The 18,829-nt window shown below is 45.7% G+C and carries 21 protein-coding genes; 13 read left to right on the forward strand and 8 right to left on the reverse strand.

The window, feature by feature from the left end; all coding sequences use genetic code 11:
• Positions 1-17 precede the first annotated feature (17 nt).
• Entirely contained in the window at positions 18-1,808 is a 1,791-nt protein-coding gene (gene lepA / locus C5684_RS06060; protein WP_104639741.1) for a translation elongation factor 4, read from the reverse strand.
• A 72-nt stretch (positions 1,809-1,880) separates the two neighbouring features.
• Here lepA and C5684_RS06065 point away from each other — a divergent pair, with 72 nt between their 5' ends.
• From C5684_RS06065 to acpS, 4 genes are read left to right on the forward strand one after another with little or no spacing between them, the layout of a single operon-like run.
• On the forward strand, positions 1,881-2,204 hold the full coding sequence (locus C5684_RS06065; protein ID WP_104638913.1) for a hypothetical protein: 324 nt from the start codon (positions 1,881-1,883) through the stop codon (positions 2,202-2,204).
• Positions 2,204-2,800, forward strand: a complete 597-nt coding sequence (rsmD, locus tag C5684_RS06070; RefSeq protein ID WP_104639742.1) for a 16S rRNA (guanine(966)-N(2))-methyltransferase RsmD — start codon at positions 2,204-2,206, stop codon at positions 2,798-2,800. The genes C5684_RS06065 and rsmD overlap by 1 nt, the downstream gene beginning before the upstream one ends.
• Complete coding sequence (gene fliL, locus C5684_RS06075) at positions 2,801-3,352, forward strand: flagellar basal body-associated protein FliL (RefSeq protein WP_104639743.1); 552 nt, start codon at positions 2,801-2,803, stop codon at positions 3,350-3,352.
• Complete coding sequence (acpS, locus tag C5684_RS06080; RefSeq protein ID WP_013889752.1) at positions 3,349-3,702, forward strand: holo-ACP synthase; 354 nt, start codon at positions 3,349-3,351, stop codon at positions 3,700-3,702. The genes fliL and acpS overlap by 4 nt, the downstream gene beginning before the upstream one ends.
• Here the strand turns inward: acpS and C5684_RS06085 are convergent.
• From C5684_RS06085 to C5684_RS06110, 6 genes are read right to left on the reverse strand one after another with little or no spacing between them, the layout of a single operon-like run.
• A complete protein-coding gene (locus tag C5684_RS06085; RefSeq protein ID WP_104639744.1) occupies positions 3,699-4,664 on the reverse strand; it encodes a hypothetical protein in 966 nt (321 codons plus the stop codon). The two genes, acpS and C5684_RS06085, sit on opposite strands and share 4 nt — an antisense overlap.
• A gap of 13 nt (positions 4,665-4,677) precedes the next feature.
• The gene (locus C5684_RS06090; protein WP_104639745.1) at positions 4,678-5,448 is read right to left on the reverse strand and encodes a UDP-N-acetylmuramate dehydrogenase; all 771 of its coding nucleotides are present in this window, start codon (positions 5,446-5,448) and stop codon (positions 4,678-4,680) included.
• Complete coding sequence (gene fliQ / locus C5684_RS06095) at positions 5,449-5,715, reverse strand: flagellar biosynthesis protein FliQ (protein WP_104637994.1); 267 nt, start codon at positions 5,713-5,715, stop codon at positions 5,449-5,451.
• Between the two features lie 9 nt (positions 5,716-5,724).
• A complete protein-coding gene (locus tag C5684_RS06100) occupies positions 5,725-6,558 on the reverse strand; it encodes a prephenate dehydrogenase (RefSeq protein ID WP_104639746.1) in 834 nt (277 codons plus the stop codon).
• Positions 6,558-8,960, reverse strand: a complete 2,403-nt coding sequence (gene lon, locus C5684_RS06105) for an endopeptidase La (protein ID WP_199764507.1) — start codon at positions 8,958-8,960, stop codon at positions 6,558-6,560. The genes C5684_RS06100 and lon overlap by 1 nt, the downstream gene beginning before the upstream one ends.
• An 8-nt stretch (positions 8,961-8,968) precedes the next feature.
• Positions 8,969-9,610, reverse strand: a complete 642-nt coding sequence (locus C5684_RS06110; protein WP_104639748.1) for an outer membrane protein assembly factor BamD — start codon at positions 9,608-9,610, stop codon at positions 8,969-8,971.
• Positions 9,611-9,738: 128 nt separating this feature from the next.
• Here C5684_RS06110 and fliW point away from each other — a divergent pair, with 128 nt between their 5' ends.
• The 6 genes from fliW to C5684_RS06140 all read left to right on the forward strand — a co-directional run bounded on the left by fliW (position 9,739) and on the right by C5684_RS06140 (position 14,162).
• On the forward strand, positions 9,739-10,140 hold the full coding sequence (gene fliW, locus C5684_RS06115; RefSeq protein WP_104637992.1) for a flagellar assembly protein FliW: 402 nt from the start codon (positions 9,739-9,741) through the stop codon (positions 10,138-10,140).
• Entirely contained in the window at positions 10,137-10,919 is a 783-nt protein-coding gene (locus tag C5684_RS06120) for a pyrroline-5-carboxylate reductase (protein WP_158650200.1), read from the forward strand. The genes fliW and C5684_RS06120 overlap by 4 nt, the downstream gene beginning before the upstream one ends.
• A gap of 15 nt (positions 10,920-10,934) precedes the next feature.
• Positions 10,935-11,615: a F0F1 ATP synthase subunit A gene (locus C5684_RS06125; protein ID WP_104639749.1), complete on the forward strand. Its 681-nt coding sequence runs from the start codon at positions 10,935-10,937 to the stop codon at positions 11,613-11,615.
• A gap of 10 nt (positions 11,616-11,625) precedes the next feature.
• Positions 11,626-11,847, forward strand: coding sequence for a hypothetical protein (locus C5684_RS06130; protein WP_013889764.1), 222 nt, complete (start codon positions 11,626-11,628; stop codon positions 11,845-11,847).
• Entirely contained in the window at positions 11,844-12,437 is a 594-nt protein-coding gene (locus tag C5684_RS06135) for a thiamine phosphate synthase (protein ID WP_104639750.1), read from the forward strand. Before C5684_RS06130 ends, C5684_RS06135 begins: the two co-directional genes overlap by 4 nt.
• A 72-nt stretch (positions 12,438-12,509) precedes the next feature.
• Positions 12,510-14,162: an L-lactate permease gene (locus tag C5684_RS06140; protein ID WP_104639751.1), complete on the forward strand. Its 1,653-nt coding sequence runs from the start codon at positions 12,510-12,512 to the stop codon at positions 14,160-14,162.
• Here C5684_RS06140 and C5684_RS06145 read toward each other — a convergent pair.
• Positions 14,122-15,144 carry an AI-2E family transporter gene (locus C5684_RS06145; protein WP_407645772.1) on the reverse strand — a complete coding sequence of 341 codons (1,023 nt, stop codon included), beginning with the start codon at positions 15,142-15,144 and terminating at the stop codon, positions 14,122-14,124. The two genes, C5684_RS06140 and C5684_RS06145, sit on opposite strands and share 41 nt — an antisense overlap.
• 102 nt (positions 15,145-15,246) lie before the next feature.
• Here C5684_RS06145 and dapF point away from each other — a divergent pair, with 102 nt between their 5' ends.
• The 3 genes from dapF (at position 15,247) to selB (ending at position 18,233) form a co-directional block, all read left to right on the forward strand.
• On the forward strand, positions 15,247-16,014 hold the full coding sequence (gene dapF / locus C5684_RS06150) for a diaminopimelate epimerase (protein ID WP_104639753.1): 768 nt from the start codon (positions 15,247-15,249) through the stop codon (positions 16,012-16,014).
• Positions 16,015-16,077: 63 nt separating this feature from the next.
• Positions 16,078-16,401, forward strand: coding sequence for a hypothetical protein (locus C5684_RS06155; protein ID WP_013889769.1), 324 nt, complete (start codon positions 16,078-16,080; stop codon positions 16,399-16,401).
• Positions 16,401-18,233 (forward strand): selenocysteine-specific translation elongation factor, encoded by a 1,833-nt coding sequence (selB, locus tag C5684_RS06160; RefSeq protein WP_104639754.1) that lies wholly within the window; start codon positions 16,401-16,403, stop codon positions 18,231-18,233. Before C5684_RS06155 ends, selB begins: the two co-directional genes overlap by 1 nt.
• Positions 18,234-18,829 lie beyond the last annotated feature (596 nt).

Raw genomic sequence — 18,829 nt, forward strand, 5'->3', positions numbered from 1 at the left:
AAAATGGGGTGCATAGATTAATCCACCTTTAAGATCGCCAAAAACGCTTCTTGGGGCAGATGGACCTTGCCTATGGCTTTCATGCGTTTTTTGCCCTCTTTTTGCTTTTCTAAGAGTTTGCGTTTGCGGGTGATGTCGCCCCCATAGCATTTTGCCGTAACATTTTTGCCCACCGATTTGATCGTCTCTCTAGCGATGATCTTATTGCCAATGCTGGCTTGCAAAGCCACTTCAAAAAGTTGGCGCGGGATCAAAGTCTTCATGCTCTCTACTAATGCCTTACCCTTTTCATAGGCTTTAGAGCGATCCACAATGATAGAGAGCGCATCCACGACCTCATTAGCCACCCGAACATCTAGCTTGACTAATTGCCCCTCTTGATAGCCGATGGGCTCGTAATCAAAGCTGGCATACCCCTTCGTGCAAGATTTGAGCTTATCATAAAAATCCATCACAATTTCATTACTGGGCAAATCATAAGTGAGCATCACGCGGTTTTGATTCAAATACTCCATTTTGTCTTGCACCCCCCGCCTGTTGTTGAGCAAGCCTAGCAAATTGCCTAAATACTCGCTGGGCGCGATGATACTTGCCTTGACATAGGGTTCCTTAATGCTAGCGATGGTGTTTTCAGCGGGCAGTTGGCTAGGATTTTGCACGCTGATAATTTGCCCATCCGTCAAATGCACTTCATAGAGCACTGTGGGGGCAGTGGCAATCAAGTTTAAATTAAACTCCCGCTCCAAACGCTCTTTAATGACTTCCATGTGCAACAAGCCCAAAAAGCCCACACGGAAACCAAAACCCAAAGCCACGCTGCTTTCTGGCTCAAATTGCAAGGAGGCATCATTGAGTTGTAGTTTTAATAATGCCTCGCGTAATTCCTCAAATTGATCGCTCTCAATGGGGTAAAGCCCAGCAAAGACAAAGGGCTTGGCGGGTTTAAAGCCCTCTATGGGTGTGGGTGTGGGGGTTTTAGCATCCGTGATCGTGTCGCCTACAGCGATGTCTGTTAGGTTTTTAGAGCCCAAAGACACAATCCCAATTTCCCCGCATTCAATGGAGTTTGTGGGGATTTTATGTAGGGGGTTGGGGTAGTAAAGCCCTAGCACTTGGTGGATCTTAGCACTGCCCATGACTAAAACCTCTTGATTAACACAGAGTCGCCCCTCTTTTAGACGCACAAGAGCCAAAGCCCCTAAATAATTATCAAACCACGAGTCGTAAATCAATGCCTTTGTGGGGGCTTGCTTGTCGCCCTTTGGGGGGGGGATTTTGGTGATGATGGTCTCTAGTAGCTCATTAATGCCTAAGTGGGTCTTAGCACTCACGCAGTTAGCCTCGCTGCAATCTAGCCCGATGGTGTCCTCAATATCCTCTTTCACCGCCTCTATCTCAGCACTGGGCAAATCTATTTTATTGAGCACGGGTAAAATTTCCAAATGGTTATCTAGGGCGATATAGACATTGGCGATGGTTTGGGCTTGCACGCCTTGAGTGGCATCCACGACCAAGAGCGCGCCTTCACACGCATGCAAGGATCGGGAGACCTCATAGCTAAAATCCACATGCCCGGGGGTGTCTATGAGATTTAAAATATAGTCCTGCCCTTGATAGCGATAATTGAGGCGCACAGATTGGGCTTTGATTGTGATCCCCCTCTCTTTTTCAATGTCCATGGTGTCTAAAACTTGGCTGGTCATCTCCCGCACATTTAAAGCCTTGCAAGCTTGGATCAAGCAATCAGCTAAGGTGCTCTTGCCATGGTCGATGTGGGCGATGATGGAAAAATTGCGGATATGCTGCATACAACCCCTTAAAAGCAGAAATAAACCCAAGACATGTAATAATAGCTTAGTTCTAGCAAAACGGAGCTAAAGATGAAAATTTTTTTGGATTGCCACTCTTTGCTCTTAAAGCGTGTGCTAGAGCAATACTTGCAAGATTTTTTATACCCCCTAGAGAGTTGCGATTTTATTGTGAGCGATCATGTGGTGAAAAACCCCTACAAGGCGACTTGTTTAATCGGGTCTGATCCCAATGCCTACATTTTAACCCCCTTTACCCAAGGCGAGCTTTTAGAAAAGCTCCACGCCTTTTATGGCGATCAAGCCCAAACCCAAAGTTTAGAAAGCCGAGTCCAAGCTTTATTGCAAGAATATACCCATAAGCTTTTGGCTTTGATCCAAGATTACCGCCAATAATGCAAACCCCCTTATTGAAGATTTTAGGCGGGGCACTTAAGGGCTTGTCTTTGCACCTCCCCCCCAAAGCCACCACCCGCCCCACAAAAGCGATCATCAAGCAATCGGTGTTCAATGTGCTGGGGACCAGTATCCACAAGAGTAGCTTTGTGGAGGTTTTTGGGGGCAGTGCGAGCATGGGGCTAGAGGCATTGAGCTTAGGGGCGCACCAAGCCCTTTTTTTTGAAAAAGACCCGCTTGTCTTTAAAGTTTTGCAACAAAATATCCAGCTCTGCCAAGCGCGCTTGCAATCTCTAAGGGCACAAAGTTATTTGGGCGATGCTTTCCAACTCCTGCCCACCCATTTAGCCCATTTAGAGCTCCAAGGTTTGCTCATCCTCTATTTAGACCCCCCCTTTAAGTCCAACCTTTACCCGCTGTGTTGGGAGCTTTTAGAAAAACTTGATTTAACAAGGGCTTTAGAACATGGGGTTTTGATCATCTTAGAGCACCAAAGCAGCGAACATATGGGCACAAACCCCCCAAGCTTTAGTATAATAAAGCAAAGAAAGTTTGGCAAAACCAGCTTGAGTTACTATATTTTAAAAGGAAAATGAATGGCAGATGATGCTAAGGCCCCTAAAAAAAGCAAGGCGATTTTATTTGTAGTTGTGGGTGCGATCTTGGTGATGCTGATCTTGGTCGGCGTGATCGCCATGTTATTGCTCAATAAGAATGCAGGGCATGAGGATGATAAAAAAGGCATGACAACCAACAAGGCAAGGCAAATTAGAGAGGCTAGCAAGATCGATGAAAATGGAGGCGGATCGGATTTGATGGTCAAATCTTCAGATTATCTGTCTTTAGGGCCTCTCTTCCCCTTAAGCGATCCTTTTGTGGTGAATTTGATCAGCAATAATGGTCGCCGTTATCTCAAAACGAGCATTAGTTTAGAGTTGAGCGATCCCAAACTATTACAAGAGATCAAGGCAAAAGAAACGGCGATCAAAGACACCATCATTGAAATTCTATCCTCCAAATCCTATGAGGAGATCATCACGCTTAAGGGTAAAAACAAGCTCAAGGAAGAAATTAGGAGCAATATCAATAGCTTTCTCATCGATGGTTTTATTAAAAATGTCTTTTTTACCGACTTTGTGATCCAATGATTGGCATTGATCTAGTCAGCATTGAGCGCATCACTAGGAGTGTGGCGCGTTTCAAGCAACACTTTTTGAATCGCTTTTTATCCCCACAAGAACAAGAACTTTTTAGCAAACCTGCCAGTCTAGCAGGAGCTTGGGCGGCTAAGGAGGCATGCGCTAAGGCTTTGGGTGTGGGTATTGGCTCTCAGCTAAACTTTTTAGACATGCAACTTTCTAAAAATCCTTTGGGCGCACCCCTCATCGCCCTAAGCCCAGCCAAACAAGCCCTATTTAACATAAACAGCCTCTATCTGAGTATTAGCCACGATCGCGGGTTTGCTGTGGCGGTGGTGTTTGTGGTGAAAAGGGCTTAGGGCTCGATTTCTATGTAGGTTAGGGTGGTGTCTTGGCTTGGTCTTTCATTTCTATAATCGATCTTTACTGCACCCTTGAGGAGACAGAAATCGCCACCGGCATCCTTACCCTTGAATGGAAAAAGATATTGTCCGTCTTTTGATGAGATGGCTTGATTGGCTTGGATGTCATAAAGCTTAATGGTGTAATCGTTTCTTCCCCCGCTACTGATTCCATCCATGCTTACACAAACCACAGCCGCCTTTTCAAATGCATGCACCTTGCCATTTCTAGGGATTGTGAGGGTTTTAAGTTCAGCAAAACCTTTAAAACTACGAAAAAATATGTTTTTATTCCCATGATATAGCAACTGCCTTAACATATCCCAGCGATTCCACAAAGATACGCCAGCACACAGCCACAATAAAAACGCCAACACAGATATTCCAGCCCTTGCAGACAACACATCCACAATTCCCCTCTTGTCCATCTCCAGCAATTCCGCATAATCTTGGCGCAGTTGGCGCAAAATAGTCCGTGCGTCCTCTAGGTGAGTGGCACTAAAAAACTGCTCTTTGAGATCAGCGTAAGCTTTAATGTAGTCCTTGAACAGGGGGAGAGCCGGGGGTGCGCATTTTAAGATGATCTCTTTGAGGGCTTGTTGTTGGTCTTGATAGAGCTTTAATTCCTCATGCTTTTGGGCAATGTGCTCTTGCTGGCGCAAGATCGCCTGCAGACTTTCTTTATCTGCCTCTACCCCAAAAATCCCACACAGCGCATAGGCAATCTCAAGGGGCTCTGTGGCGTTGATTTCTCTAACTAACATTAACTCTCTCTCATAACCCCTAGAATCGAGCCAACGATCTAAGGTGTGATCCTGGTAATGTTGCAACACATCGAGCACATCAAAATGCGCCCCTAATTCCTCCAAATCCCGCACCCCTATTCCATCACAACGGAGCAAAAACTTAGCCTTACGCATACAAACCTCCTAGTTAAGTTAAAATACACACCTCTTCTTGCAAGATGATCCCAAAAGCGTTAAAAACCCGCTCTTTGGCTAGGGCGATCAAATCTAGGGCTTCCTCAAAATGCGCCCCCCCTAAATTGATTAAAAAATTAGCATGTTTTTCTGAAAAACCCACCCGCCCCAAGTTAAAACCCTTCATCCCCACCGCCTCTAAGAGTCTGCCAGCAAAATCCCCAGGGGGGTTTTTAAAGCAACTCCCAAAACTGGGTTTTTTGGGGTGGTGAGCGCGCATGTGTTTGCACTCTTGTAAAACGCTTTCTTTAAAACCTTGTATCTTTTGCAAACGCACCCCAAAGACCACGCCCTCAAATGCGCTAGAACGATAGGCTAGACCTAATGGCTCTGAATCTAGCCATGCCCCATTAATGTTTGCCTGCAACACAACATCGCTCATTTGATAAGCTTTCATGCCCGCATTCATCTTAAGCAATCCGCCCACACTCCCGGGCAGTGCGCTTAAAAACTCTAGCCCCCCTAAATTATGCGTTCTAAAATAGCCAAAAAGCTTTTGTGCGTTGGTTTTTGCCCCCACTTCAATAAAACTCCCCCGATCGTCTATGTAGTCAAAACAACGATCCAACATCGCCAAATTACATGCTTGGGGGGAGACTAAAAGATTATTACCCAAGCCCACCATTTGCACGCCCCCATAATCCTTGCATTCTTTGAGGAGTTGGAGACGCATTTTAGCCCCAATCTTCACGCTGGAATACTGGGAAAAATCTATCTCAAGCATTTAGGAAATGATCTTGGGGATGAGCTTAAAAAGCGTGGTGGTATAATCTAAAAGCATGTTGAGCATCCAAGGCATGGTTAAGATAATCACCGCGATCACGGCGAGGATTTTAGGCACAAAGGATAGGGTCATCTCGTTAATTTGTGTGGTGGCTTGGAAAATACTCACAATAAGCCCCACCACTAAGCCCACCAAGAGCACAGGCAAGGAGATCATCAAGGTGATTTTATAAGTTTCAATGGCAAGTTTCATCAACTGGGCTTCCATAGCCACCCCCTACATAAATTCTTGCAAACAATTTGCCCGTGCCATCCACGCCTCTAGGTTATCCCAATCTTGGTTTTCTAGCAAATTTTGGGCGTGCTGGAGCTCTGTTAAAGCCAAATTGAGGGCTTCTAGCACACGCTTGCGATTTTGTTTGAAAACACTGCGCCACATGGTGGGCGAACTCTTAGACAGACGGCTCATGTCCTTAAACCCCCCAGCGGCTAAAGAGAGGATATTTTGCGGGCTCTCTTGGGAGAGAACGACATTAGCGAGGGCATAACTGAGCACATGGGGCAAATGGCTAATTAAAGCGATGTGTTGATCGTGATCATGGGCTTGCATTTTGACCATCTGCATGCCAATGGCGCTAAAAATATCCTTAGCCCTCTCTAAATGTTCTGGTGCGCAATGCTGGCAATCCACTAAGATCACGATTTTATTTTGATACAAGCCCTTAAGGGCGGCTTTGGGTCCATAAAACTCCGTCCCACACATCGGATGGCTAGCCACCACTTGGGAGCGTAAATTTGGCGGAATGGCTTTAATAATCTCCTCTTTAGCCCCGCCAATCTCAATGATCGTGGTGTGGGGGGCGGGCTTTAAGTTTTGCAACACCTGCACGATCCCATCAAGCGGGATGGCTAAAAAAAGCACCTCGCAAGCTTGGATACTGGCAAAATCTAGGCATTCTTCCACCAGCCCCAAGCTCAAAGCCATTTGGGCGTGCAAGGGGTTACTATCAAAGCCTAAAATACGCTTGATGGGCAACTGGGTGCGCACTTCTTGCAAGGCTAGCCCCATTGAGCCCCCCATCAAGCCTAGCCCAATGATACCAATTTGCACTAATGATTCACCAAAGCCACATTGAGGACATCTTGGATCGTCTGCACGGCTTTGATCTCCATGTTGTCTTGGACTTCTTGGGGGATGTCTTTGAGGTCTTTTGTGTAATTTTTTTCAGGGATCAAGGCGATCTTAATGCCCGCCTTGAAGCTGGCAATCAATTTTTCTTTCAGTCCGCCGATGGGCAAAACCCGCCCGCTCAAGGTCAGCTCGCCTGTCATTGCCACATCAGCGCGCACTTTTCTATCGCATAAAATAGAGGCGATGCTAGTAGCCATCGTGATCCCCGCACTGGGTCCATCTTTGGGCGTTGCCCCCTCGGGCACATGCAAGTGGATGTCGTAGAGATTGTAAATGCGGTTTTCTTTCTCTTTAGTCTTTTTCTTTTTGGGGATCAACACCTCGTCATCTAAGAGGGTTTTCACCACCGAATGGGCGATATAAGCCGATTCTTTCATCACTTCGCCCAAAGACCCCGTGAGCTTGAGATTCCCCTTGCCCTTAATCTTAATCGCCTCAATTTTGAGTACATCGCCCCCCACACTTGTCCAAGCCAAACCATTGACAATACCTATCGCATCTTCTTTGTCAATGGGGTCGATTTCAAAAACAATCTTGTCTAAGAAATCGGGGATATTGGTCGGTTCAATGACAATCTTGCGTTTTCTGCCCCGCTTGCTTTGGGGTTTGTCCTCATTGGCTTGTAAAATCTTTTTGGCGCATTTGCGCATGATCGCCGCAATGGCGCGCCTAAGCCCCCTCACCCCGGCTTCTCGGGTGTATTTTTCAATCAAAAGTCTAACCGACTCTAGGCTTAAGACCACCTCACTAGGGCTTAGGGCGTGTTTTTTGAGCTCTTGGGGGATGAGGTAATTGAGCGCAATTTGCTCTTTTTCTTGAGGGGTGTAGCTAGAGACGGCGATAAATTCCATGCGATCCCGTAAGGGGGCGGGGATTGTGGCAATATCATTAGCGGTGGCGATGAAAATAATCTTGGAGAGATCGATATTAAAATTCGTGTAATAATCCCTAAAATTAGTGTTTTGCTCGGGGTCTAAAATCTCGAGCAACGCGCTAGCCGGATCACCCCGCATGCTCTTATCCACCTTGTCAATTTCATCGAGCACCATCACGCAATCCATTTTTTTAGCCTCAATTAAGCCCTGCACGATGCGTCCGGGCATGGAGCCTAGATAAGTGCGCCGATGCCCTCTAAGTTCATTGACATCCTCCAAGCCTCCTAGTGCGATGCGGATTAGTGGGCGCTCCATTGCCCGAGCAATAGAGTTAGCTAGACTGGTCTTACCCACCCCCGGAGGTCCATAAAAGCATAAAATCGTGCCCTTGCTCTCTTTGCTCTCTTGCTGGCGTAAGCGCAAAAGCTCCATCGTGGCAAAATATTCTACAATGCGCTCTTTAGGTTTCTCTAGGCTATAGTGATCCAAGTCTAGCTGTTTTTCAACATCTTTAATGGAGAGTTTCTTTTGGCTGTATTGCCCAAAGGGAATATCTAAGACCCATTCGATGTAATTTTGCAAAATCCCCACATCCGAGCTATCTTGATGGATTCGGCTCAAGCGTTCAATCTGTTTTTTGATCTCTTTGTGGATTTCTTTGGTGATGAAGGGTTCGATCTCTTGGAGTTTTTTGGTGTATTCTTGGATTTCCTCATCGCGTTGTTTGTCAATCCCTAGCTCTTTTTGAATCTGCTTGAGCTGTTCTTTTAAAAAATACTCCTTATTGACCTGCTCCATTTTGCTATGGACCTTGCTCTTGATCTCTTTTTGGAGTTTTTGGGTTTTGATCTCCTCCATCACCAAGTCGATGAGGTCTAAGAGTCTCTCTTCGGTATTGTCATTAGCAAAGAGCTTATAGGACTGATCTTTTTTGAGGCGCAAGGCAGAGGCGACCAAATCCACAATGCGGTTAGGATCGCTATTATCATCTACTGCCTTCAACAAATCGGGGGGGAAAAATTGGCTGATATTGGCAAGGTTGGCGACCTTTTCTTTTAAAATCTCAATGATGGCGTTGATCTTGTCGGTGTCGTATTCGTGGTAAGTGATCACATCGACCATTGCTTCTAGGGGGTCATGCGATTCAATGGCTAAGACCTTGCCCTTACAAATGCCTTGAAACAAGATTTTCATGCGGTTATCTGGCAGAACAACCTTACGCACAATCGAGCCAATCACGCCCACATCGTAAAATTTATCCTCCCCCACCCGATCGCCATTTTTAGCACAACTCACAAAAATTAAGTCGTTTTTCTCTTTACTCGCCTTGTTAGCCGCCTTGATATTGGCTTCGCTGTTGATAAAAATTGGCGCGATCATGAACGGATACATGAAAGCTTCTTCTTCCACGATTACGGGCACAATACTTGGGAACTTTTCTGTCATCTTCATCCTTACCAGTTAAACATTGCCACATACCAAGGCATGTGAGATTTCTTGGGGTTTGTTTCTTTTTCTAAGACCTCATCGACCCGTCCCAAATAACGCTTCACCCCCTCTTTTTGGTGGCGTTTTTTATAGACATTGGCGATCGCCCGGTTGAGTTCATTTTGCCCCAAAATAAACTTGACCTGCATGTATTCTACTTGATCGATAAAACGGCTATGAGGATATTTATCTACAAATTCATTGAGCATGCCGATGGTGTTAGACATGAACTCTTGGTCTTTGCTGTGATTTTTAAAGGCATAGTAGCGCGACTGGAGCTTTAAAAACTTGATATAGTCAATATTTTCCGGATTACCAAAGCGTTTGATGTATTCATCAAAATAATATTCTGCTAACACAAACTCTTTCTTTTTCAAATGCGCCTGCCCTAAAGCCAACATTGCCACAGGCACTAAGGGCGAATTGATATGCTCGCTTTGCAAAGAAGAATAATAATTGTCCGCTGTTTCTAAATTCATAAACAAAATTTCGCGGAAAATCGCTTGATACCAAAAAATCGCCGGGCGGTTATAAATCGCATCTTTTTTCTTATTCGTGCACCCTAAAAATAACACCACACATGCTAAACTAAACCAAAAGACACGCATCATTCTCCTTAATTGCTGTAAAAAGCCCATTATACCAAAAATCCGCCCCCATGATACTACATTGATTTTTGCTATTAGATTGTGGTAAAATCGGTTTAGATTATTGCGAACTACTTTCAAGGGCTGGAATGCTTTTTAGTGTAAAATCCCCTATTCTAGGGTTTGAGGATGTAACCCATATGGATTTGGAGAAAATTGATGCCGTCTTTATGCGCCTACGCAACGCCGATTCTCCCACACCTACCTTTACCCTAGTCAATCCCTTTGCCTTGCGTGCCTATGAATTTGAAATTCCCATTGCCCTGCAAGTCTTGCTCAACCTAGACAAGGCAGAAAATATTTTAATTGCCAATATCATGGTGATCCAAAACCCCTTAAAAGAATCGACCATTAATTTTTTAGCCCCCTTAGTCTTTAATTTTGATGACCAATTAATGGCACAAGTGATCTTAGATAATGCCAAATACCCCGAGTACCAAATCTCTGAAAAAATCGCTAACTTTTACCAAACCCCACAGGAGAGCCAGTGAGAAATTTAATCGTGGTGGGCTATGGGCGCATGGCGCAAGCCCTTTTAAAAGGTTTGGCGCAAAATACCTCTAGGCTAGAAAATTACCAACTCCACATCACGGGCAGAAACCCCGAAAAAATCCTACCCTTTTTGCAAAGCTTGCCCATTGAGGTGGAGATTCTCCCCCCACATGGCAAAAAAATAGAGGTGCAAGATAGTATCGTGTTGCTAGCCATTAAACCCTATGGACTCAAAAGCCTAAGATATGAGGGCGAGGCGCACATGGTGATTAGCCTTTTGGCGGGGGTGGGCGTGCCTAGCTTGCAAGCCCATTTGCAAAGCGCGCATTATGTGCGGTGCATGCCCAATATTGCTGCTGCCCATGCCCTCTCAGCAACCACGATGTATGCGCCCAGCACCCAAAAAGACGAGGCACGGATAATTTTAGAATGTTTGGGGCAGGTCGTGGAGGTGGAGAGCGAAGCTCTCTTAGATGCTTCTTTGGCGACTAATGGGAGTGTTTTAGCCTTCTTGGGTATGGGGGCTCAGGGCTTGATTAGTGCTGGCGTGTGTGCGGGTTTGAGTCAAGAGCAAGCCTCTAAACTGGTGGCGCAAAGTTTTACCGGCTTTGCTAAACTTTTAGAAACACACAACCCTCAAGAGATCATCGAGGCTATCACCACCCCCGGGGGGGCGACCATCGCTGGGATTAGTGTGTTGGAACAAAAAGCCTTCAAGGGGATTTTAATGCAGGCATGCCAAGCGACCATTGAGAAAGGGCGCACCCCGTCTAATTAATTTTTGGGAGAGAACATGGATCATCGGCTTTTTACTTTTGCAGGTTTTATCAGCACCGATCATAATTTTATCATCGGGTTTTACACGATCGTGTGTGCGCTTTTTACCCTAGTGATTAGCAAAATGGCGGTTAAAAAATTGCAAATGGTGCCCTTTGGGTTGCAAAACATCTATGAAGCCACCATTGAAGGGATTTTATATGTGGCTAAAGATGTGATCGGAGAGGAGTTAGCCCGTAAATACTTCCCTCTAGCGGGCACCATTGCCCTCTTTGTCTTTTATTGCAACATGATTGGCATTATCCCCGGCTTTGAAGCCCCTACAGCCAATTGGAGCTTTACGCTCGTGCTCGCCCTCATTGTCTTTTTTTACTACCACTTTGAGGGGATTCGCACCCAAGGGGTGATCCAATACTTTAGCCACTTTTTGGGTCCGGTGAAGTGGTTGATTCCGATCATGCTCCCTGTGGAAATTGTTTCCCACTTTTCACGCATCATCTCGCTTTCTTTCCGTCTCTTTGGCAATATCAAGGGCGATGACATGTTCTTGCTCATCATGCTCTTGCTCGTGCCATGGGCTATCCCCATCGCGCCCTTCATGGTGCTTTTCTTCATGGGTATTTTGCAAGCCTTTGTGTTCATGATCTTAACCTATGTCTATCTAGCCGGCGCGGTTTTAGTCGATGCGGATCACTAAAATTTAAGCTATGAAAAAAGAAACGATCATTTCCATTTTAGATTTCTTTGCCGGGTTGTTTGTGGGAATCGCTCTAGCTTGTGGCATCCTGTGCTTTTTTATGTTTAAAGAATTTGGTTTAATGGTGGCGATCTTTTTTTCTCTTTTTGTCTTTGGGCTCTTTGGTTTTTTTGCAATTATCGCTAAATCCATGTCCGCCCTGCTCAAAGAGAGTTCCCAAAAGCGCATTTGAGTTTAGAAACCTATTGGATCACCCCCCAACTTAGTAGCGATCCCCAAATTTTCCAAGCCACTTTGCAGGCTACCTTGCAGACGCATACCATCCACAAAGCCGCTTTGAGGGGGGCTAACTTCTCTGCACAACTCTTAGATTTATTTGCTAAAACCTGCCATGCCCACCACACCACCAGTTTTTTAAACCTCCCCACTTTAAAACTCAGTGTCCAAAAGGCTTTAGAACATGGTTTTCAAGGCGTGCATGTCAAGGGCGCACAAATTTTAGAGATTCCACACATCCCAGCAAATCTGCAAATTTTTTACAGTGCGCATAACGCTAGGGAGGTGTTGCAAGCCCTTAATTTGGGGGCGCATTTTTGCACCATCAGCCCCATTTGTGCCACGCCTAACAAACCCCCGCCCCTAGGGCTTGACTATTTGGACCAATTCCCTCAAGAGGTCAAAGCCTGCCTTTTTGCACTAGGGGGCATGGGTTATGAGCTCGCCAGTCTTTTAGAAAAGAAGGGCTTAAGGGGCTTTGCAGGCACGCGCTGTTTTGCGCCAAATGTTGCTATTTTACAAACCCACACGCCCACAAGGACCTAAAAGGTGGCAGATCAAAGGCGGACTCTGTTGATCATGTTATACTAAATGCTATGTAAATATTAAGGAGAGTTTATGGAATGGCATCAGGTCTATGCCCCCTTGCTGGATAATATTTGGCTGAGCGCGCTAGTAGCGCTCTTACCCATTGTGCTTTTTTTTATGTCTTTGATTGTTTTCAAACTTAAAGGGCATGTTGCGGCATTTTTGAGTGTCGCCCTTTCGGTGTTGATTGCTGTAGGGGTTTATAAAATGCCTATGGGCATGGTGGGGGCTAGTTTTGTCTATGGCTTTTTATACGGGCTTTGGCCCATTGCATGGATCATTATCGCCGCAATTTTTCTCTATAAACTCTCTGTCAAATCTGGCTACTTTGAGATTCTCAAAGAGAGCGTGCAGTCCATTACTCCCGATCACCGCATTTTAGTGATTTTGATCGGGTTTTGTTTTGGCTCGTTTCTAGAGGGAGCGATTGGGTTTGGCGGACCAGTAGCCATCACGGCGGCAATTTTGGTCGGGCTTGGTCTAAATCCGCTCTATGCAGCTGGGTTGTGTTTGATTGCCAACACCGCACCGGTTGCCTTTGGCGCGGTGGGTATTCCCATCACGGCAATGGCTGGGGCAGTGGGCGTGAGCGCACTAGCCATCAGCGCGATGGCGGGCAAAATCTTATTTTTTGTCAGCTTACTTGTGCCCTTTTTCATCGTGTTTTTAATGGACGGGGTGCGTGGGATCAAAGAAACTTTTCCAGCCGTATTTGTGGCTGCCTTTAGTTTTGCTCTTGCTCAATATCTGAGCTCAAACTATCTAGGTCCAGAACTGCCCGGGATTCTCTCTGCCATTGTGTCCCTAGTGGTAACAGCAATCTTTTTAAAATTTTGGCAACCCAAGCATATTTTTAGAAGCGACGGGCAGGAGGTGCAGCCCACCCACCAACAACACCATATCTGTAAGGTTTTTGTGGCGTGGGCACCCTTTGTCATTTTGATCATCACCATTGTGATTTGGACTCAGCCTTGGTTTAAAGCCCTGTTTGCCAAAGACGGGGTGTTCTCTTTTACAAGTTTTGCCTTTGAGTTTGAAAGCATTAGCAACAAGATTTTAAAAAGCGTGCCCTTTTTGGTAGAGGGTAAGAGCGCGACCATCCCGGTGATCTTTAAATTGCCCTTGATCAACACCGTGGGGACTTCTATTTTTGTCGCTGCAATTTTGAGTGTTTTTGTGCTCCGTGTCAAGCCTAGTGAGGCAGCTAGCGTGTTTGTAGAAACCCTCAAAGAGATGCGCTACCCGATTTTAACCATTGGATTGGTCTTGAGCTTTGCCTTTGTCTCCAATTACAGCGGAATCTCGGCGACTATGGCTTTAGCTCTCACCCACACGGGCAAAGCCTTTACTTTCTTTTCGCCCATCATTGGCTGGATTGGCGTGTTCCTTACCGGGAGTGACACCAGTTCTAACCTGCTCTTTGGATCGCTCCAACAGCTCACAGCGGGCAATTTAAAAATCCCCGAAGTGCTCACGCTCACCGCTAACACCGTGGGGGGGACTTTAGGCAAGATGATTAGCCCACAGAGTATCGCCATTGCCTGCGCGGCGGTGGGCTTGAGTGGCAAAGAATCCGATCTCTTTAAATTCACGGTGAAGTATTCCGTGATCTTTGTGATCCTCATGGGGCTTGCCATCACCATCATTGCCTATGGTTTCCCCCAGATTGTGCCGGCAGCATAGAGGGCTTTTTCTTAATAAAGGATTTTTCATACACGCGTAAGAGCACAATAAAAAAAGCGGTGATCGTGGGACCCACCGCGATTCCCCAAAACCCAAATTTGCTAATGCCTGCCAAGATGGCAAAAAAGATCAAAATCTCATTGATTTTGAGCGAGATTTTCAACACTCTCTCTTTAATCACCCCAATTAAAAGGGGTTTAATCACGCTATCAATCAAGCCCCCGATCAAAATCACCGAGTAAAGCGCAATGATGAGCGCGTGGGTGGTCTGCCCCAAATACATTTCATATAACGAAACGGGCACCCACACCAAAGCCCCACCCACGATAGGAATGAGTGAGGCTAGCCCGTATAAAATACCTAAAGAGAGCCAATCAAGCCCAAAGATAGTCATTAAGATTCCAAAGGCAAAACCTTGTAAGACCACATTGATAATGGAGGTTAAGAGCACCACACGCAAAATGCCCGCCACCTCTCTAAAAATGCCCCTGCTTTGGATTTTCTCAAAGGGCAAAACCTCTAAGATATATTGGTAAAAAGTCTGCCCGTAAAAAAAGCACAAGAACAAGAACACCAGCACCATCACCGTATCGCTGGCAAACTTCAAACTATATTTACCAATATCGCTACTAAATTGCAAAACATAGGACATGATCGAACGGGCAGAAATATTGGTGAAGATTTTATGGGCGTATTCGCTAAGGGCGGGGAAACTCTCCAAACGCACCAGCAAATCGGCTTTAAATTTTTCCACAAAGAAAGAAACCCGTTCCAAATTCAAATGCATGATAAAATCCGCACTCTTATAAACCAAGAAATACACGGGGATAACAAGGCAACTCAGCAACGCCAGCACGCAGAGCAGGGAGCTTAATAAATTATTCATGCGCCGATCAAAAAACTCTTTGAGCCAAAACACGGTGACACAGAGCAGACCGGCGATGAGTAAATCCATCAAAAAATCTTCATACAGATAGACCATCCAATAAAAAGCAATGCTAAAGAGCAGCCAGAAAAAATACACCGGTCGCACAGGAGTCCTAGATTTTTGCTATATAATACCCAAACTAGACAAAGGAGAGCGATGATTTTCCATAAATATTGCGCCAGTGGGAATGATTTTTTGATCGCCCACCACTTTACAAAGCAGGATCGATCCAGTTTGGCTAAAAAGCTTTGTGATCGCCATTCTGGTTTTGGGGCAGATGGTTTGGTGATTTTATTGCCCCACTCTAGCCATGCCTATGAATGGGAGTTTTATAATGCCGATGGGAGCGTGGCTAGCATGTGTGGGAATGCGAGTCGGTGCGTGGCGTTTTATGCCTACATGCAGGGTTTAGCCCCCTTGCAACACTCTTTTATCAGCAGTTCTAAAGCCATTAGCGTAGAAATCCAAGAATTACAAGGGCAACAAGCCTTGGTGCAAAGCAATTTGGGGCATTATACATGGCTTCAGAGCTTGGAGCTAGAGGGGCAAGCTTGGCATTTAATCGATACAGGCGTGCCCCACTTGGTGCATTTTGTGGATCACCCTAGCCAAATCCCCACGCACAAGACCCCTCAGATGCAAGATTTACGCACACGCTTTAATGCCAATGTCAATTTTGCCTATATCCAAGATTCCCATACAATCAAACTCGCCACTTATGAAAGGGGCGTTGAGGACATCACTTTGGCATGCGGGACGGGCATGGCAGCGGTGTTTATTGCCGCCCATCTCAAGCACCGCACTTTGGATCAAGCCGTGTTGATCCCCCCCAGTGGGCAACATTTATCCTTGCATGTGTGCCATGATGAAATTTATTTTAAAGGCTGGGTGCAATTTGTTGGGGTGGTGTATCCATACCGCTAATGTCTTGTGTGTCCTGCTCTTTTTGTGTTAGAATGTGTTTGTCAAATCATCAAAAGAGTTAGCATGCATACAAGGGTCTTTTTAGGGGTTTTGGGTGTTTTGGTGCTGGTGTTTGTGGGTTGCTCTTCCGTGGTGGCTGCTAGAGTGCCCATGTTCCAATACACAATGCATTTTAATGCGAGTGATTTTGATGTGGGCCCTGTTGTGAGCGCACAGATACGCTATGATGCCTCCGATCCGCATATTTACGAATTATTGCTCAACAAAGCCATGGCAGCAAACAAATGCGACACCATTTTATTACCCCGCTATGAGGTGATTGGCAAAACCTTTGGGAGGGATATTTTACGCCTCACGGGCAGGTGTGCTATTTACAAAGAAAAATAATGCCAGAATACTTCTTGCTAGGCGTTTGTGGGCATGTCGATCATGGCAAAAGTGCACTGATCAAAGCCCTTACAGGTTTTGAGGGGGATACCAGCGTGCATGAAAAAGAACGCGGAATCACCATTGACCTAAGCTTTAGTGCGCTCAAAAGTGCGACCAGAACTTTGGGCTTTGTTGATGTGCCCGGACATCAAGATTTGGTGTTTAAAATGGTGGGGGGGAGTTTTGGGCTCGATGTGGGCTTATTGGTGGTCGATGCTCATGAGGGACTCAAAGCCCAAAGCCTAGAGCATGCCTGTATCCTCTCTTTTTTAAAGATTCCATGCGTGGTGGTTTTAAGCAAGGCAGATAAATGCCCAGATTTGGAGGTCCAAAAACAGAATATCCAAGCCAGCCTTAAGCCCTACCAATTAACTATCTTAGCCCTTTTAACCTGCAGTATTTACGATTCACAGAGCCTAGAGGACTTAAAAAGTTTTTTATTGAGCTACCCTTTTTGCAAAAGAAAACAAGGCAACGATCTAGATCATCTCTTTAGACTCTACATCGATCGGGTGTTTGTCTTGCCTGGGCGGGGCGTGGCGGTGAGCGGGAGTGTTTTAGGCAGATCAATTAAAGAACATGACAAAGTGTGGATCGCCCCTTTAAATCGAGTCGTGGGGGTTAAGAGCTTACACCAACACACCCAAGAAATCCAAGAGGCACACCAGCATGAACGCGTAGCCTTGCAATTACAAGGGGTGAGGGCTGAGGAACTCAAAATAGGCATGCTTGTAAGCACAAAGGGTTACTTGCGTGGCTTTGATTGTGTGGATGTCAAGCTTTTAAAAGCCCCCCAAGCCTTAGAAATCCAGCACAACCAGCGTATCAGCTTGCAAATGGGCATGCTCAAAGTCCAAGCAAAGGTCTTGATTTTGCAATACCCTTATGCGACTTTGGTGCTTGATCAAGCTATCTTCGCTTGCTTTGGCGATGTGGGGATTGTGAGCCTACAACAACGCATTTGGGGGGCAGCTGTGATTCTCAACCCCATCACGGATTTACTCAAAAAACCCATTAAGCTTGACTTGCTCAAAGCCCTCGATCGCCAAGATTGGATTCAAGCCTTTAGCATTCTAGCCCAAGCGCACAAAAAAGGCTTTGGTCTGCTCTCTAGTCTGCAAAGATTTGCACTCAAACCCCCCAAAGCCCTAGAGATTGCCCACCAAGTTAGCGGGGTGGTTGTGGATTGCCAAGAATATGTGCTCTACCCACAAAGCACCTTAAAAAGCGTAACACACACCATTGCCAACATTTATCAAAACAACCCCCAAGCCTTGTTGAGCGCTAAGAGCCTAGCCCACAAACACAGCTATATTAGTCCCCACCTAGCCACCCTCGCTTTCCAAACCCTCCAAGATCAGGGCAAGATTGAGGAACAAAAAGGGCTATGGGTGCAAAAAGGACTCATCTTAGAAAAGGTGCAAGAAAAGCTTCAAGATAAGCTTTATGCCCTCCTCAAACAAGGGCAATTTGCCCCTAAAGCCCCCTATAATCTCTATGATGCCCTTGATGTGGATCGCCAAGTGGGCGATCGGGCTTTAAAAGCCCTCTGCCAAGCTAAAAAGGTGGTGCGTTTGAGTCATAATGTCTTTGTGGAGAGCCAAGCTTTGCAACAAGTGCTGGATTTGATCTTAAAATTGCTCCAAGAACACCCCAGCCTAGATATCCAACTCCTAAAAACCCATCTGCCCCTCTCACGCAAATTTTTAATCGCCTACTTGGAGTATTTAGACAGCTTAGGGAAAACCACCAACCTAGAGGGCAAACGCTTTTTAAAGAAGAATATTTAAAATATTTTTAGTTTGGACAAGATTTATCCGGGCGTGATCGTTAGAAAAGTCAGCTTTGCCTTTTTAGGATTTGGATTGCGTCTGCGCAATAGCTATTTTAAGTGCTCTAAATACACTCCACACCCATACAGTCCTGAATAAATTTCTCATAACTGCCTAAAGGTCTAATATCAATAGAGTGAAACACCCCTCCCTAAAGGGAGTGGCTTCCTAACTAAAGCGTCTCAACGGACACTAACACGAAAGGCTTTGTGTTTAACGCCCACAAGGTCATTTCCTGCCCCAAACGGCGAATGCGCCAATTCTAGCACAGCTGAAATTACCAACCACGCCGTAAAGCCCCTAGCTTTAGCTATGGGGATATAAGGCTAGCACCAGCATGGCTGTGCTAATATTTGTGTTGCAATCAAGGGGTAATACCCTTGGGGTTGGGGCATCAACCTTTGGAATAGGGAATGTAAGACTCCAAACGGAGCTATCCTGCTTGAAGCCGCGATCTCCACTAAAGCTAGAATCCCCTAACTTTAGTTATGGGAGAGTATGTCAAGGAATACAGAATGAAATTTTGGGCAGTTAAACCCCCGGGTGTTTTGTGT

This window comes from Helicobacter bizzozeronii (genome assembly GCF_900196775.1).
Classification (GTDB): Bacteria; Campylobacterota; Campylobacteria; order Campylobacterales; family Helicobacteraceae; genus Helicobacter; species Helicobacter bizzozeronii.